Annotated in this window: 14 protein-coding genes; 4 read left to right on the top strand and 10 right to left on the bottom strand. The window is 65.8% G+C overall.

What is annotated here, in order from left to right; genetic code table 11:
- Positions 1-47: 47 nt before the first annotated feature.
- Complete coding sequence (locus ACOJCM_RS11405) at positions 48-1,346, bottom strand: Glu/Leu/Phe/Val family dehydrogenase (protein ID WP_445212165.1); 1,299 nt, start codon at positions 1,344-1,346, stop codon at positions 48-50.
- 230 nt (positions 1,347-1,576) lie between these two features.
- Positions 1,577-3,001 (bottom strand): hypothetical protein, encoded by a 1,425-nt coding sequence (locus ACOJCM_RS11410; protein ID WP_445212166.1) that lies wholly within the window; start codon positions 2,999-3,001, stop codon positions 1,577-1,579.
- Positions 3,002-3,172: 171 nt separating this feature from the next.
- Between ACOJCM_RS11410 and ACOJCM_RS11415 the strand changes: the two genes are divergently transcribed.
- Positions 3,173-3,838, top strand: a complete 666-nt coding sequence (locus ACOJCM_RS11415) for an SDR family oxidoreductase (protein ID WP_445212167.1) — start codon at positions 3,173-3,175, stop codon at positions 3,836-3,838.
- A 2-nt stretch (positions 3,839-3,840) separates the two neighbouring features.
- Here the strand turns inward: ACOJCM_RS11415 and ACOJCM_RS11420 are convergent, their stop codons facing one another.
- Together ACOJCM_RS11420 and ACOJCM_RS11425 are read right to left on the bottom strand one after the other, a co-directional pair.
- Positions 3,841-4,383, bottom strand: a complete 543-nt coding sequence (locus tag ACOJCM_RS11420) for a phosphatase PAP2 family protein (RefSeq protein ID WP_445212168.1) — start codon at positions 4,381-4,383, stop codon at positions 3,841-3,843.
- On the bottom strand, positions 4,355-5,518 hold the full coding sequence (locus tag ACOJCM_RS11425; RefSeq protein ID WP_445212169.1) for a glycosyltransferase family 4 protein: 1,164 nt from the start codon (positions 5,516-5,518) through the stop codon (positions 4,355-4,357). The genes ACOJCM_RS11420 and ACOJCM_RS11425 overlap by 29 nt, the downstream gene beginning before the upstream one ends.
- A gap of 178 nt (positions 5,519-5,696) precedes the next feature.
- On the opposite strand from ACOJCM_RS11425, the gene aceK reads away from it, so the two are divergent.
- The 3 genes from aceK to ACOJCM_RS11440 are packed head-to-tail and all read left to right on the top strand — an operon-like array spanning position 5,697 to position 9,022.
- The gene (gene aceK / locus ACOJCM_RS11430) at positions 5,697-7,442 is read left to right on the top strand and encodes a bifunctional isocitrate dehydrogenase kinase/phosphatase (RefSeq protein ID WP_445212170.1); all 1,746 of its coding nucleotides are present in this window, start codon (positions 5,697-5,699) and stop codon (positions 7,440-7,442) included.
- A gap of 20 nt (positions 7,443-7,462) precedes the next feature.
- Positions 7,463-8,197: an SIR2 family NAD-dependent protein deacylase gene (locus tag ACOJCM_RS11435; RefSeq protein WP_445212171.1), complete on the top strand. Its 735-nt coding sequence runs from the start codon at positions 7,463-7,465 to the stop codon at positions 8,195-8,197.
- Between the two features lie 51 nt (positions 8,198-8,248).
- On the top strand, positions 8,249-9,022 hold the full coding sequence (locus tag ACOJCM_RS11440) for a tRNA-uridine aminocarboxypropyltransferase (protein ID WP_445212460.1): 774 nt from the start codon (positions 8,249-8,251) through the stop codon (positions 9,020-9,022).
- Between the two features lie 95 nt (positions 9,023-9,117).
- Here ACOJCM_RS11440 and ACOJCM_RS11445 read toward each other — a convergent pair whose 3' ends face one another.
- The 6 genes from ACOJCM_RS11445 to fmt all read right to left on the bottom strand — a co-directional run bounded on the left by ACOJCM_RS11445 (position 9,118) and on the right by fmt (position 15,999).
- A complete protein-coding gene (locus tag ACOJCM_RS11445) occupies positions 9,118-10,362 on the bottom strand; it encodes a TraB/GumN family protein (RefSeq protein WP_445212172.1) in 1,245 nt (414 codons plus the stop codon).
- 79 nt (positions 10,363-10,441) lie between these two features.
- Complete coding sequence (locus ACOJCM_RS11450) at positions 10,442-11,890, bottom strand: TrkH family potassium uptake protein (protein WP_445212173.1); 1,449 nt, start codon at positions 11,888-11,890, stop codon at positions 10,442-10,444.
- Positions 11,891-11,933: 43 nt separating this feature from the next.
- Positions 11,934-13,307 carry a Trk system potassium transporter TrkA gene (gene trkA / locus ACOJCM_RS11455; protein WP_445212174.1) on the bottom strand — a complete coding sequence of 458 codons (1,374 nt, stop codon included), beginning with the start codon at positions 13,305-13,307 and terminating at the stop codon, positions 11,934-11,936.
- Between the two features lie 112 nt (positions 13,308-13,419).
- A complete protein-coding gene (locus ACOJCM_RS11460; protein ID WP_445212175.1) occupies positions 13,420-13,626 on the bottom strand; it encodes a dodecin in 207 nt (68 codons plus the stop codon).
- A 37-nt stretch (positions 13,627-13,663) separates the two neighbouring features.
- Positions 13,664-15,013 carry a 16S rRNA (cytosine(967)-C(5))-methyltransferase RsmB gene (rsmB, locus tag ACOJCM_RS11465; RefSeq protein WP_445212176.1) on the bottom strand — a complete coding sequence of 450 codons (1,350 nt, stop codon included), beginning with the start codon at positions 15,011-15,013 and terminating at the stop codon, positions 13,664-13,666.
- Entirely contained in the window at positions 15,013-15,999 is a 987-nt protein-coding gene (gene fmt / locus ACOJCM_RS11470; protein ID WP_445212177.1) for a methionyl-tRNA formyltransferase, read from the bottom strand. Before fmt ends, rsmB begins: the two co-directional genes overlap by 1 nt.
- Positions 16,000-16,026 lie beyond the last annotated feature (27 nt).

A 16,026-nucleotide genomic window follows, 5' to 3' on the forward strand; every position in this document is an offset into this window, starting at 1 on the left:
TCCGCCGCGGTGCTTGTCATCCTTGCACGTCGATGAGAGCGTTCGACTCACTCACTGTGCTGACAGTTGCCGCGCAGTTCGACGGCTCGTGCGATTCGCTCGATGCCCTGGCGGTAGGCGGCCTTGCGGTAGGAGATGCCCTCCCGTTCGGCGCGCTCGAAGACGAGACGACTCTGGCGCTCCAGGCGCTCGGCGAGGCGTGAATTGACCTCTTCCTCGGACCAGCGCTCGCCGCTGCGGTTCTGTACCCATTCATAGTAGCTGACGATGACGCCACCGGTGTTGGCCAGTACATCGGGCAGTACCGGCACGCCACGCTCCGCAAGCCGCGCATCGGCCTGGCTGGTGACGGGGCCGTTGGCGATCTCGAGCAGCGTGCCGGCCTTGACCCGGTCGACGTTCTCCCCATGAATCTGATTTTCCAGCGCGGCCAACACCAGCACGTCCGCCTCCACAGTCAGCAACGCGTCGCGCTCGATGCGTTCCACGTCCTCGGCGATGCACACGGAATCGTCGCAGTAGACCATCTCGTGAAGGCGCTGTTTCTTGGACTTTTGTTCCATGATGGGATCGGGATCGAGGCCTTGGCGACTGTAGATCGCCCCCTTGGAGTCGGAGACGGCGACGACGCGATAGCCCCGCGCGTGGGCCAGGCGGGCGAAGTGGTAGGCGGCGTTGCCGAAGCCCTGGATGGCCAGGGTGGTTTCCTCGGGCTTGCGCCCCTCGCGTGCCGCCCACAGGTCGAGCACATGGAGGGCGCCGCGTCCGGTGGCGGCGACGCGGCCAAGAGAGCCGCCCAGCTCGGGCGGCTTGTCGGTGATAGCGGCCGGCACCTTGCCGCGGGCGAGGTGATCAAACTCATCGGCCATCCAGCCCATGACCGTGGGGTTTGTGTTCACGTCCGGTGCGGGAATGTCGCGGTCAGGTCCCATGATGTCGGCGATGGCCCGCACGTAGCTGCGCGAAAGCCGTTCCAGCTCCAGCCTGGAGAGCTGCTTGGGATCGACCTTCACGCCTCCCTTGCCGCCGCCGTAGGGCAGGTCGACCACGGCGCATTTCACTGACATCCAGAAGCTCAGCGTGGTCACCTCGTCCTGGCTGACATCGGGGTGAAAGCGGATGCCGCCCTTGGCCGGCCCCAAGGTATTGCTGTACTGCACGCGCCAGCCGGGGAAGACCTTGAGGCTGCCATCGTCCATGCGCACCGGCACGCTGACCTGAAGTGACAGGTTGGGCTGCATCAGGCGTTCCCTGGCATCGCCATGAACGTCGATGGCGTCGAAAACCTCTTCCAGGTGTGAGCGGGCGTCTTCGAACAGGTTGGCATGGTCCTTTTGCCCTGACATCGGCTTCCTCCTGATGAGCGTGTTCGTCGTTTGCCTGGTTCAGCGTAGTCCCAGGCGGGAGAACGATCCATGGCAGGGGGAACGCGCGTGCGTGACATCGCCGTTTCGAGCGAGCGTCGCGCCGGGCTCCTCACCCAGGCACCCCACTCGGGGATGGGTGCCGCGGACGGTGTCGATGATGGCGCTTTCCACCGCCCGGTCGGGTCACAGGATGCGAGCCGCGGCTCACTTCACTCGCGGTGTAGCTGCAGCGTATAGCTGCCGCTCTCGCTACTGCCGTAGGCGCGGGCCGTGGCGCGGTAGCTGCCCGGTTCCAGGTGGCTACTGATGCGTGCGTTGAGGTCGCCGGCTCCGTCGTCGTCGCGCAGGTACTGGCCCTGGCCGTCTAGCTCGAGATACGCATCGAAATCGTCCGAGAGCAGGTCGAGACGATAGCGGCCGGCTTCCTCGACCACCAGCTCGTAGTAGTCGCGAGCGCCCGGCTCCAGTCTGGCGCTGACCGGGCTGTCGACGTCCAACTGGCCGCTGCTGGGCAACTCGTCAAGCGGGGTGGCACTGGCACGAAGCTCGAACAGTCCGCTGCCGTGGTTGCCGTGGCCGCGCACCATCACGCGGTAGCTTCCGGCTTCCAGCGGGGTGTGCAGCCGGGCATTGAGCTCTTCGCCTCCGTCATCGTCGCTGGCGAAGACATTGTCGCCCTGCAGCTCGATGTAGGCGTCGAAATCGGATGAGAGCATTTCGAAGGTCACCGCCGCCGGTGACTCGAGGCTGAACTCGTAGGTCAGCGTCTCGCCGCTGAACCAGCCGTGCAGCGGTTCGTCCAGCGCCAGCGTGCCGCTGTTGCGTAGCGTCTCGTCGGTGGCCAGTTCGTGGGGGGCCAGCTCCAGGGAGTAGAGGCCCCCTTCCTGATCGTAGGCGGAGCGTGCGGTAAGCCGGTATTCGCCGGGTTCGAGGAAGTCGGCGATGCGGGCGTCCAGGTTGCCGGCGCTGTCATCATCCTCACGCCGGTAGCCGTTGGGTCCCTCCAGCACCAAGTAGGCATCCACGTCGCTCGAGCGCATTTCGATCTGGTACAGGCCGCTCTCTTCGATCGTCACACTGAAGGTATCGCCGTCATCCTGCAGCCAGCCATCGGCACGAGAGGGTATCTCGAGCGTGTCGCTGGTGGTGAGTTCCATCTCGCGGCTGGTCAGCGTGAAGGGGCCATAGCTATGCATGTCGTGCCCGCTGACTACCAGCAGGTAGTCGCCGCTCTCGTCGATGCGGCGGCGCAGGGAGGCGGCCGCCGGAGCATCGTAATAGGCCGGGTTGGCACTCGAGGCGAGCAGATGCTCATCGGCGTCATAGAGCGAGAGGGTGCCCTGCAGAGGGCCGCTTAGCTCTATCTCGACCAATGCCTCCTCCTCGAGCGGCAGGATGAAGCGCTCGAAGCGGCTGCCGTCCTTGCCGTTGAGTTCACTGGCCGAGGTGATCTCGCCGCGCTGGCGTTCGCCCAGCGTCAGCGTGGGTGGGGAGGCGGTGTCAGTCTCGGCTTCGGCCGCCTCGATGATCGGTACCGCCGTTGGTGCGGCTTGGGGCAGCTGCCAGCCGACGACCAGGCCGATGGCGGCACCGACCAGGGTGGCGATTGTCATGCTAGAGGCGCGATTGGCCATGAAAGCATCCTTGTTCGATGGCAGGCATCGGTAGTGGGTTGATCGTGGGTTACATTGCGTAACCAGTATAAGGCGACCCTTGCGTTGAGAGATATGTGCCGAATCGGCACTTGAACTCACTGCGCGCACCACCACACTGACATCCACCACCCCTTCATAGAGGAGTCGCTTATGTCTTCCCGCGTGCTGATTACGGGAGCCAATCGCGGCATCGGTCTGGCGCTGGCCCGTCACTATCATGCCGAGGGTTGGCAGGTCGTCGGAGTGTGTCGCGCCACGTCTGCCGAACTCGACGAGATCGCCGAGCAGGTGATCGAGGGTGTTGACGTGACCCGGGCCGGGGACATGGCCCACGTGGTCGATGCGCTTGAAGGAAAGCGCCTGGACCTGCTGATCAACAATGCCGGCTTGCTCCACGATGAGTCACTGGGCTCGCTTGATTTCGACACCATCCGCGAGCAGATGGAAGTCAACGCCTACGGCCCGCTGCGGGTAACCGAGGCGCTGCTCGACAACCTGGGAGCCGGTAGCAAGGTCGCCAATGTCACCAGCCGCATGGGTTCCATTGCCGATAACGATTCTGGCGGCCGCTATGGCTACCGGGCCTCGAAGGCGGCGCTGAACGCCTTCGGCAAGTCGTTGGCCATCGATCTCAAGCCCAGAGGCATCGCCGTTGCCCAGCTCCATCCGGGCTATGTACAGACGCGCATGGTCGACTTCGGTGGCCTTATCCCTCCCGAAGAGGCAGCCGCCGGCATCGCCGCGCGCATCGAGGCGCTGACGCTGGAAACCAGCGGCGGCTTCTGGCACAGCAATGGCGAGGCATTGCCCTGGTAGCATCATCCGGCCAGGTAGAGGCTGGTGAGGCCGAACACGTAGCCGATGGCGGCGCCGGCGGCGACATCGCTGATATAGTGCAGCCCGAGCCCGACCCGGGAGAGCGCGATGAGTACCGCCAGCGGTATCAGCAGTGGCAGCAGCCAGGGCGCGTGGGCCGCCGTCAGCACGCAGAACATCACGGCATGCATGGTGTGGCCGCTGGGAAAGCTGTAGCGGTCACGAGCCGGCTCGCCGCACTGGATGAGATTGACGAAGGTGATGAAAGGACGCTCCCGGCACAGGCGGGTCTTGATCAGGCGGTAGACGAGGATGGCGGCCAGCCCCGTCGCGGCATACTGCAGCAGGAAGTTGGCGCCGGCCTCGGGTTGGAGCAGCGGCTGGGCGGCGATCAGCAGTACCCACACCGGCCAGTCGCCCACGCGACTGGCCAGGCGCAGGGTGGCAAGCCAGGGCGCGTAGAGGCTGAGGCTGGCGAAGCGCTGGCACAGGCGCCACTCCAGCAGGTCAAGGCGATCAAATACCGCAAGGGCGCGTGGTCGCATGGCTCACCTCCCGGGCTTGTTCGAGTGCGGAAAGGAACGTGTCGGCAATGGCCGGCCAGCGACAGGCCTGGCTGCGCAGGCGCGCGGCGCGGCCCATCTGGGCGTAGCGGGCAGGCTGTTGGCAAAGCGCAACGGCTGCCTCGCGAAACGCGTCGGCATCGCCGGCGGGAACGGTCACGCCATTGACGCCGTTTTCGATCAGTTCGGCCGCAGCAGCATGACGGTATGCCACCACGGCCAAGCCGCTGGCCATGGCTTCCGGCACTACGTTGCCCCAGGTCTCGGAGAGCGAGGGGAACAGGAACAGGTCGGCACTGGCGTAGTGACGGCTGAGGGACTCGGGCGAGATGAAGCCGGTAAAGCGTGCCTCCGGCAGCGCCTTTTCCAGCGAGCGGCGCGCCGGACCGTCGCCGACGATCACTTGGGCCATGTCGGGGCGCGCGCTGTGCATGGCGTGCAGGGTCTCGCGCAGCAGCATGAGGTTCTTCTCCGCCGCCAGGCGTCCCACATACAGTGCCACCGGTTGATGGTCGTCGACGCCCCAGCTGCGGCGCAGCTCGGCACAGCGCAGCGCAGGGTTCAGCCGCTGGTGGTCGATGCCGCGGCCCATCACCGCAAGGCCGCGAAAACCCTGACGGGCAAGCGCATCCGCTAGCTGCCGGGTGGGCACGAGGTTGACCTGGCAGGCGTTATGGAACTGACGCAGCCCACGCATCAGCACCGGTGCCAGCCAGGGCGCGCCGTAGTCACTGCAGTAGTGGTCGAAGTTGGTGTGCCAGCCGGCCACTAGCGGTATGCCCATGCGCCTTGCCGTGCGCCGCGCCGACCAGCCCAGCGGTCCTTGGGTGGCCAGGTAGACCACGTCGGGGCGCTGTCCGTGCCACATGCGCTGGATGCGTCGCGTCGCGGGCATGCCGATGCGCACGGCACGGTAGCCCGGTATGCCCATCCCCGGTACGCGCAGTTCGGCCTGCATGCCGGGCGTACGTGGCGGGGCATTGGCGTCCGCCGGGTGGGGGCGGATCAGTTGCAGCGACATGCCACGTGCCAGCAGCGCCTGGCTCAGCTGAAAGAGCGTATGGGCGACGCCGTTGATCTCGGGCGACCAGGTCTCGCTGACAAGACAGATTCGCATGGCATCCTCGTTGCCTGGGTGCTCGTGACGAGCATGCCAGCCGAGAATGACGCTGCGGCGACAGCGTCGTGATGAAACTATGACGATGTCGCCGCACTACAGCACGCTCCACCATGGTCGGCTCGCACGGATGACGAGAATTGGCGAAGCTGTTGGCCTACGCTGCCCGGAGTCAGTCATGAAGCATTCGCCCGCCTATCGCCTTGCCGCCACCATCCTGCACGGCTTCGACGAGTACCGTACTCGCTTCAAGGAGATCACCGCCGATGCCAGTCGGCGCTTTCGCGATGCGGCCTGGCGCGAGGCCCAGCAGGCATCGGCGGAGCGCATCAACCTGTACGAGGAGAAGGTCGGCGAAACCCTGGGGCGACTCAGGCGCGCACTGGACGAAGACGACCTGACCCACTGCGAATGCTGGCGCGAGGCGCGCAATCACTATGCCGAACTGATCAGCGAACGGCTCGATTACGAACTGGCCGAGACCTATTTCAATTCGCTGTTCTGCTCGATCTTTCATCACCGCCATATTCGCAATGACTGGATGTTCGTCTACAGTTCGCGGGACGCGGCGGCCCACCATTCCGGCCTCGAACCGTGTCGAAGCCGGCGGGTCGAGGGCGACTGGGAGGGAGCGATCCGCTGGGCGTTGCGCGAGGCGCCGTTCGAGACGCCCTTCGAGAACCTGGCACGGGACACGCGCCTGGGCGGCGAGTTCCTGCGCGGCCACCTGCCACGGGCGATACTCGACGCCGCGGATGCCGAGGTCGAGCTGCTCAAGACGGTTTTCTATCGCAACAAGGGGGCCTACCTGGTGGGGCGAATCCGGGGCAATGGCGAGCAGGTGCCGCTGGTGCTACCGATCCTGCACGAGCAGGGCGAGGGGTTGCACCTGGATACCGTGCTGATCGAATCGGACGAGGTCTCGATCATCTTCTCGTTCACCCGCGCCTACTTCCAGGTCGAGGTGCAGGTGCCGGGCGAGTTCGTGAATTATCTCCAGCAGCTCATGCCCGACAAGCCGGAGGGTGAGCTCTACTCGGCCATCGGCTTCTTCAAGCACGGCAAGACCGAGTTTTTTCGCGCGCTGAACCGCCAGGTGGCCAAGCGCGAGGACCAATTCATCATTGCCCCTGGCGTGCGCGGCATGGTCATGGCGGTATTCGTGCTGCCGTCGTTTCGCACCGTGTTCAAGATCATCAAGGACCGCTTCGACCCGTCAAAGGAGATGAGCCACGAGACCGTGCGCGAGAAGTATCGACTGGTCAAGCGGCATGACCGGGTCGGGCGCATGGCCGATACCCAGGAATTCTCCAACTTCATTGCACGCCAGGACCACTTCGCCCCCGAGTGCCTCGAACACCTGCTGGAGGTGGCGCCGTCCACCGTCTATCTCCGGGGGGACAAGGTCGTCATCAAGCACTGCTACACCGAGCGCATGATGACGCCACTCAACCTTTACCTGGAGCAGATCGGCGAGGCCGAGACCCGGGCGGTACTCAAGGACTACGGCAATGCCATCAAGCAGATGGCCGCGGCCAACATCTTCCCCGGCGACATGCTGCTGAAGAATTTCGGCGTCACTCGTCACGGTCGGGTGATCTTCTACGACTACGACGAGGTGTGCTACCTCACCGAGTGCAACTTCCGCCATATCCCCGAGGCGATGTATCCGGAGCAGGAACTGTCCGGCGAACCTTGGTACTCGGTGGGGCCCAATGATATTTTTCCCGAGGAGTTCGGGCCGTTTCTGTTCGCCGACCTCAAGCTGCGCAAGCTCTTCTATCAGTTGCACCCCGAGCTGTTCGACGCCGACTACTGGAAAGGGCTGCAGCAGGCGATCGTGGACGGGCGCGTGATCGACGTCTACCCCTATCGCAACAAGCAGCGCTTCAGCGCCGGCGAAGACAGCGGTCTGGTCTATTGACGTAACGAGCGAGGGCAGCAATGGCAGACGAAAGGCGCCCGCATCTGGCGGTCTTCACCGGCTCCGGCATCAGCGCCGAGAGCGGCATCCAGACCTTTCGCGCCGGCGACGGCCTATGGGCCGAGCACCCCATCGAAGAGGTCGCCACGCCGGAAGCCTGGCGACGCGATCCTGCCCGCGTATTGCAGTTCTACAACCGGCGTCGCGAGCAGGTGCGCCGGGCGCGCCCCAACGCCGCCCACAAGGCCTTGGCGGCCCTGGAGCGGCAGGGCTTTCGCGTCAGTATCATCACTCAGAACATCGACGATCTGCATGAGCGTGCCGGCTCGCGCAACGTGCTGCACCTGCATGGCGAGATTCTCAAGGCGCGTTCCACGGTGGACGCCCGCATGCAGTATTCGTTGCCCCGCGGCGGGATAGACCTGGGCGACATCTGCGACAAGGGCAGCCAGTTGCGCCCCGACGTGGTGTGGTTCGGCGAAAGTGTGCCTCACTTCCAGGAGGCCTGTGAGATCGTCGCCGAGGCGGACCTGCTGCTGGTGGTGGGCACTTCGCTGGCGGTGATGCCGGCGGCCTCGCTGCTCGAGTATGCGCCGCTCGATGCGCCCAGCGTGCTGGTCGACCCCGAGGCCGAGGCGCTGGCGCCCCCGGGCGTTATCCGTATCACTCAGCCCGCAGGACAGGGCGTGCCGGCGTTGGTGCGCCATTGGCAGCGCGAGGGGAGGCTGTGGGTGCCGGAGACCTTGCTGGGCTGAACGGAAGAGCATGCTAGAATGCCGCCCCTTGCTCCCCCTGGATACGTGATGATGCTGGACGAGACTTGCCGGGCCGATGCTTCCGAGTGTGCCGCCGCCACGCTTGGCCGTGACCCCGCCACGGGGCATCCGCGCCCGCCGCGGCGCGAGTTCAAGGCGCGAGGCAGCTTCACCGAGCGCTGCCCCGGCTGCAACCTGCCGGTATTGAATTGTCTCTGTCCCTACCAGGCCAGTGCCGAAAGCGTGGCGCGCGTTTGGTTGATCACCCATCCGCTCGAACACCTCAAGCCGACCAATACCGGACGCCTGATCCGCGATGTTTTGCCTACGACTCAAGTTTTCACCTGGTACCGAACGGCGCCGGATGAGCGGCTGCTGGCGCTGCTAGACGATCCTCGCTTCGCCCCCTTCGTGATCTTCCCCGACGACCAGCCCGACTATGCCGACCGGGTAGTGGGCATAAGCCGCGTCGAGGAGGCCAAGCGCGAGGACAAGGTACCGGTCTTCATCCTGCTCGACGGCACCTGGCGCCAGGCGCGGCGGATCTTTCGCAAGAGCCCCTATCTCGAGCGCCTGCCGGTGCTGCCGCTGGCCACGGCGCGGCTGACCCGGTACCAGCTCCGCAAGCCTGCCTCCCAGGCCCACCTGTGCACCGCCGAGGTAGCCGCCGAACTCCTGCGTCAGAGCGGAGACGCCGAGGCAGCCCAAGTGCTGGATGACTACTTCGACGCCTTCAACGTCAGTTATGCCGCTAGCCGTCGCTACGAGAAAATCGAGACGCCCACCGCACCGATGCGGCGGCTGCTGGCCCGTCGCGGCTGGTGAGCCATTCAGGCCTCACGAACAGCATCCCTACGCGGCCCTGCCCTTACGTTCGCCTGACGAAAGGGCCCGGCCCGCGTTGTCGGGAGTGGCCCTGGTCAGCCTGCGGTGCCGAGCAGCGCCCCGGCGATGCGGAAGCCGGCGATCCAGGTGCCGGCGGCGGAGCCAAGGGTGGCGAACAGGAACACCAGCAGCGTGCGCGAAACCCGGTTGCGCCACCATCCCTTGAGCTCGGTGACGTCGTGGCGCAGCATCGAGAAGTCGCGCACCTTGGGCTTGCGCAGCCATAGCTCCACGCCGGCGGCGACGAAGCCGGCGCCGATGGTGGGATTGAGCGAGGTGAGCGGGGCGGCGAACATGGTGGCCACGACGGTAACCGGATGGGCCAGGGCGACGAGCGTTGCCAGGCCCGACAGCAGGCCGTTGATCAGGAACCACTCTGCGACCAGCTGCCAGCCGAGTTCGGTGTTACGCGAGAAGCCGATGATGAACCCGGCCAGGACCAGCGCGGTGATCAGCCACGGCAGGGCGCGCCACACCTTCGATGGCGGGGGGGTGTGCTCCAGCGCCTGGCGTTCGGCCTGCGGCGCGGCAGGCAACGGGGCCTCCAGATGCTCGACCATGCCCTTCATGTGGCCAGCACCGATAACGACTAGCACGTTGCGAAAACGTCCGGGCGGCGCCTGTTCCGCCAGCCGCAGCACCATGTAGCGGTCACGCTCGGAAATCAACGGGGTATAGAGCGCTTCGGATTCGGCAGCGAACTCACTGAAGGTCGATTCCAGCACGTCGCCCTCCTTCAAGCGTTCGATCTCCTCGGGCTTGATCTCCTGGCGAGACATCACGCTGCCGAGCAAACCGGTAAACAGCGACATGCGCTGCCACCACGGCACGTTGCCGTAAATACGCTTGAGCGTAACCCCCACGTCGCGGTCCACCAGCAGCAGCGGCAGGTCGTGGTTGCGTGCCTCCTCGAGGGCGGCGCGCATCTCGGCCCCCGGCTCGATGCCGGACTGCTCGGCCACTCGCTGCTGGAACGCGCCGAGCGCCAGGTTGGCCGCGACCATGCCGGCCTTGCCCTGGCGGAAGATCTCGAACAGGTCCTGCTGGGCGAGGGCATCCGGGTTGCTGAGGTTGTGGTGGCGTGCGTCGCACAGCTCGATGGCCACGGCATCGAACTCGCCGGAGCGGATCATGCGGCGCACGTCCTCGGCACTTTCGGCGGAAACGTGCGCAGTGCCCAGCAAGGTATAGCGGCTACCCTCCACCTCGACGACGCGGTGGGGGCCGCTGATGGCGCTTTCCTGGCGCGGGTCGGTCACGGAGTCCTGGGAGTCGGTCATGAACGCTCGGGTTGCAGGGAGTTAAGTGACGATTATCCACGATGCCAGGCAAGGGGCCAAACCCGGCAGCCGCGTGGCGTCATTTTCTCCAGAAAGCGGGGGTAAACAGCACCAGCACGGTAAAGATCTCCAGGCGACCGAGGAGCATGGCCACCACCAGGATCCACTTGGCGAGCTGCGGCAGTTCGCCGTAGTGGGCGGCCGCTTCCCCCAGCGCCGGGCCCAGGTTGTTGAGCGCCGAGGCCACGGTCGACCAGGCGGTCACCTGGTCGACGCCGGTGGCCATCACACCTACCAGCATGAGGAAGAACAGCATCAGATAGGCGGAGAAGAACCCCCATACCGCCTGGGCGATGCCGTCGGGCACGCTAACCCTGCCCACCTTGACCGCAATCACGGCGCTGGGATGAATCAGGCGCATCACTTCGCGCATGCCCTGCTTGAGGATCAGGATGATGCGGATCACCTTCATGCCGCCGCCGGTGGAGCCGGAGCAGCCGCCGACGAAGGCGGCCATGAACAGCAGGAAGGGCAGCGCGCCCGGCCAGGCCGAGAAGTCATCCACGCCGAAACCGGCGGTGGTGGCGATCGAGACCGCCTGGAACAGCCCGTGGCGCAACCCGCGCTCGATGTCGTAGGTATCGGTCAGCCACAGAGAAACCACGGCGATGACGGCGAGGCCGGTAAGGAATATCAACAGGAAGCGTGCCTCGGGGTCGAGCAGGTAGTGGCTGAGCTGACGGCCACGCCAGGCGAGGAAATGGAGGCTGAAGCTCATCGCCGAGATGACCAGAAAGAAGATGCAGATCAGCTCGATCAAGGCGCTGTCGAAATGGCCGATACTGGCGTCGTAGGTGGAGAAGCCGCCAATGGCCACGGTGGAGAAGCTGTGGCCCAGGGCATCGAACCAATCCATTCCCGCGGCCAGGTAGGCCAGAAAACAGGTCAGCGTCAGCGCGGCGTAGATGTACCACAGCGCCTTGGCCGTCTCGGTGATACGCGGGGTCAGCTTGGAGTCCTTGAGCGGTCCGGGGATCTCGGTGCGGTACAGCGCCATCCCCCCGACGCCGAGCGTCGGCAGGATCGCCACCGCCAGCACCACGATCCCCATGCCGCCGAGCCACTGCAATTGCTGGCGGTAGTAGAGCACTGATTCGGGCAAGAACTCGATGCCGGTGATCACGGTGGCCCCGGTGGTGGTCAGCCCCGAGAACGACTCGAACACCGCATCGGTGGGTGCAAGCGCGGCATCGCCGGTCAGCATCAGCGGCAGCGAGCCGAACAGCCCCAGCACGCTCCAGAACAGCGCGGCGATGAGGAAGCCGTCGCGTGTACGCAGCTCCTTGTGCGCATTGCGATTGGGCAAGTAGATGACCATGCCGGTCAGGACGGTGATCAGAATGGCGATGCTGAAGGCGACCCACTGGCCGTCGCCGAACAGCAGTGACACCAGGATCGGCGGCATCATGGTCAGGCTGAACATCATCAGCAGCAGGCCGAGGATGCGAAGGATAACGCGCAGACTCATCGGGCGGCGTGCCTTGCGTCGCGGAAGGTCATCGAGCCCATCATCAGAAGAAGGTCAGCCCGACCTGGAACAGGCGCTCGACGTCGCGGATGCGGCGCTTGTCGATCACGAACAGGATCAGGTGATCGCCCGACGCCACCACGACGTCGTCATGGGCGATCAGCACTTCCTTGCCGCGTACGATGGCGCCGATCGTGGTGCCCCGGGGCAGGTCGATCTCGCCGATGGCACGCCCCACTACCTTGGACGATTGCATGTCGCCGTGGGCGATCGCCTCGATGGCCTCCGCCGCGCCGCGGCGCAGCGAGTGCACATTGACGATGTCGCCGCGACGGACGTGGGTCAGCAAGCTGCCGATGGTGGCCTGCTGCGGCGAGATGGCGATGTCGATCTCGCCGCCCTGGACCAGGTCGACGTAGGCGGCATTGTTGATTAGCGTCAGCACCTTCTTGGCGCCCATGCGCTTGGCCAGCATCGACGACATGATGTTGACCTCATCGTCGTTGGTCAGCGCACAGAAGATGTCGCAATCCTCGATGTTCTCCTCTTCCAGGAGGCGTTTGTTGGTGGCGCTGCCATGCAGCACCACGGTGCGGTCGAGTCGCTCGGAGAGTACCGTGCAGCGCTCCAACCCGTGTTCGATGATCTTGACCTGATGGCTGTGCTCGAGATGCTCGGCGAGTCGCTCGCCGATGTTGCCGCCCCCGGCGATCATCACCCGGCGAAAGTCGCGGTCGACGCGGCGCAGCTCGCTCATCACGGCGCGGATGTCCCGCCGGGCGGCGATGAAGAACACCTCGTCGTCGGCCTCGATCACGGTGTCGCCGCGCGGGATGATGGGGCGGTTGCGGCGATAGATGGCCGCCACCCGGGTATCGACGCTGGGCATGTGACGGCGCAGGAAACCGAGGTCCTGACCCACCAGCGGACCGCCGTAGTAGGCCTTGACCGCCACCAGTTGCACCAGGCCGCCGGCGAACTCCAGCACCTGCAGGGCCCCCGGATGCTCGATCAGGCGCCGAATATGGTCGGTGACCACCTGCTCGGGGCTGATCAATACGTCGATGGGTACCGCCTCATGGGCGAACAGCCCCTTGCGGGTGAGATAGGCGGTGGCGCGCACCCGAGCGATCTTGGTCGGGGTGCGAAAGAGCGTGTGGGCCACCTGGCAGGCGATCATGTTGACCTCGTCGGCACTGGTCACCGCGATCAACATGTCGGCATCCTCGCAGCCGGCCTGGCGCAGCACTACCGGGTATGAGGCCGGGCCCACCACGGTGCGGATGTCGAGCCGGGTATGCAGCTCGCGGAGCCGCTCGCCGTCGGTATCCACCACCGTGATGTCGTTTTCCTCTCGGGCCAGGTGCTCGGCCAGCGTGCCGCCGACCTGCCCGGCGCCCAGGATGATGATCTTCATAGGTTCTCGGGGCCCATCAAACGACTCTGCGACGCCGATATGGCGCCGCAGCATCCTCGGCTAGGATAAACCAGCCGAAAGTGATGTAACAGGTGCGTCCGGCATCGCGCTGTCAGTCGAGCGTGAAGCCGACCTTGATCGTGACCTGCCAGTGCCCGACGCGGCCGTTCTCGATGTGGCCACGCGTATCGGTCACCTCGAACCAGCGCATGCCGTGCAGGGACTGCGACGCCTTGTCCAACGCACGCTGAATGGCGTCCTCGATGCCTTTTTCGGAGGAACCGGTCAGCTCGATGTGCTTGTACACGTGATCGCTCATGAGTGCTCCTTGCTGAAGTGATCGATGGCAGGGCCCGTCAGCCCTGTTTTTTCAGTCTGGCATAAAAAAAGCCGTCGTGGCCGTCGGGTTCGGGGAGCAGTTGCCGACCGGCTTCCATCCGGCGTCCCCAGCTCATCTCCTCGGGCGTGGTGTCCGAAGCGTCCGGCGTCCGGGCCAGGAAACGACGAATCTGCTCGTCATTCTCCTCGCGCAGCACGGAGCAGGTGGCATAGAGCAGCGTGCCGCCGGGGCGCAGCAGCGGCCAGAGATTGTCGAGCAGGCTCACCTGCAGTTCGACCAGCTTGGCGATGTCCGAGGGGCGTCGCAGCCGCTTGATGTCGGGGTGACGACGAATCACGCCGCTGCCGGAGCAGGGCGCGTCGAGCAGGATGGCATCGAATTGCGTGCCGTCCCACCAGTCGCGATGGGTGGCGTCGGCGTGTACCAGCGTGGCCGAAAGCCCCAGGCGCTCCAGCGTATCCTCGACCCGGGCCAGACGCACGGCATCGCTGTCCAGCGCCAGCAGTTCGATGTCGAACAGCTCGAGCAAGTGCGCCGTCTTGCCGCCAGGAGCGCAGCAAGCGTCGAGCACACGGCCCCCGGGGCGTGGCGCCAGCGCCGGTCCGAGCAGCTCGGCAGCAAGCTGGGCGGCTTCGTCCTGTACGCTGACGTCGCCTGCGGCGAAGCCGGGCAGCGTCTGGACGTCGCAGGGCTTGTCCAGCACCAGCCCGTCGGGTGAATGCGTGCACAGGTGCGCCTCGGCGCCGCATTCGAGCAGCTTGGCCAGATAAGCCTCGCGATCGCCGCGGCGGCGATTGATGCGCAGCGTCATCGGCCCGGGTTCGTTGTTGGCCAAGGCAATGGCGCGCCAGTCGTCGGGCCAGGCCTGGCGCAACGCCTTGAGCAGCCAGCGTGGATGAAGCAACGCGACGGCCGGATCCTGGTCGACTTCGGCCTGCAGTGCCGCCGATTCCCGGGTCAGCCGACGCAGGCAGCCGTTGAGTACCCGGGTGGCCCACTCCTTGCCCAGCTGGCGTGCGGCGCCGGCGGTCTCGCCCACGGCGGCATGGGCCGGGATGCGCAGGTAGAGCAGCTGATAAATGCCCAGCAGCAGCAGGGCCTGCACGTCGGCATCACGGGTCTTGAAGGGTGACTTCAGCAGGCGCTCGGCCAGTGCCTCGAGGCGTGGCAAGGTGCGGCACACGCCGTAGCACATCGCCCTGAACAGCGCCCGGTCGCGTATCACTACCTGATGATCGTCCAGGTCGTTGAGCGAGCCCTTGCCGGTAATCACGGGCACCAGGGCTCGGGCGGCACTGGCGCGTACTGCCTGGCCGCCGTCCTGGGCCGGCTTGCCGGTGCGGGTGGATGGCGTGGAGCGATGCATCAGGCGTTCTCCTCGCTCGTCTGGCCCAGGAGGCGTCCGGGTGCAAGTCGCTCGCTGCGGGCATTGAGCAGGTCGCGGGCCGGCAGCGGCTTGCCGCCGGGCAACTGCGCCCGGGCCACCCGCAGCACTTCGCCGCCTTGCGCGCCGCAGGCAATGCGCAGGGCCTCGGCATCGGGTTCAAGCAGAGTGCCCGGTGCGGCGGGCCATTCCCCGTCGCGCCCGCTGGCGGAGTCTGCCATCAGCAGACGCAACCGCTCGTTGCCCAGGGCGCACCAGGCCACCGGCCAGGGGTTGAAGGCACGCACCCTGGCGGCGAGTTCGCCGGCAGGTCGGGTGAAGTCGAGTTCGGCTTCGGCCTTGGAGAGCTTGGCGGCATAGGTCACGCCCTCCTCGGGCTGGGGCGTTGCCGTCAAGCCTTCGTCGGACAGGGCATCCAGCGCCGTGACGATCGCCTCGCCGCCGAGGCTGGCCAACGTATCGTGCAGCTCTCCTCCGGTGGTCGTGGATGTGATGGGCGTTCGTCGCACGAGCAACATGGGGCCGGTGTCGAGACCGGCGTCCATCTGCATGATGGTGATGCCGCTTTCGTTGTCACCGGCCTCGATGGCGCGCTGAATCGGGGCGGCGCCACGCCAGCGCGGCAGCAGCGAGGCATGGACGTTGAGGCAGCCGAGCCGGGGGATATCGAGCACGGCCTGCGGCAGGATCAGCCCGTAGGCCGCCACCACCATGGCATCGGCATCGAAGGCGGCGATCTCTGCCTGGACGTCGGACGTTTTCAGGCTTGCGGGCTGACGGACCGGCAGCCCATGGTCGAGGGCCAACGACTTGACCGGGCTGGCTGTCAGTTTGCGGCCCCGGCCGGCGGGCCGGTCTGGCTGGGTGTAGACGGCTACCACCCGATGCTGGCTCTGCAGCAGGGCGGATAGGCTGGCAGCGGCGAATTCGGGTGTACCGGCGAAGATGATGCGCTGTGGTCGGGACATGGATCGAGCCTAGCCAATGATCGGTCC

The sequence above is a fragment of the Billgrantia hypersalina genome, assembly GCF_052584175.1.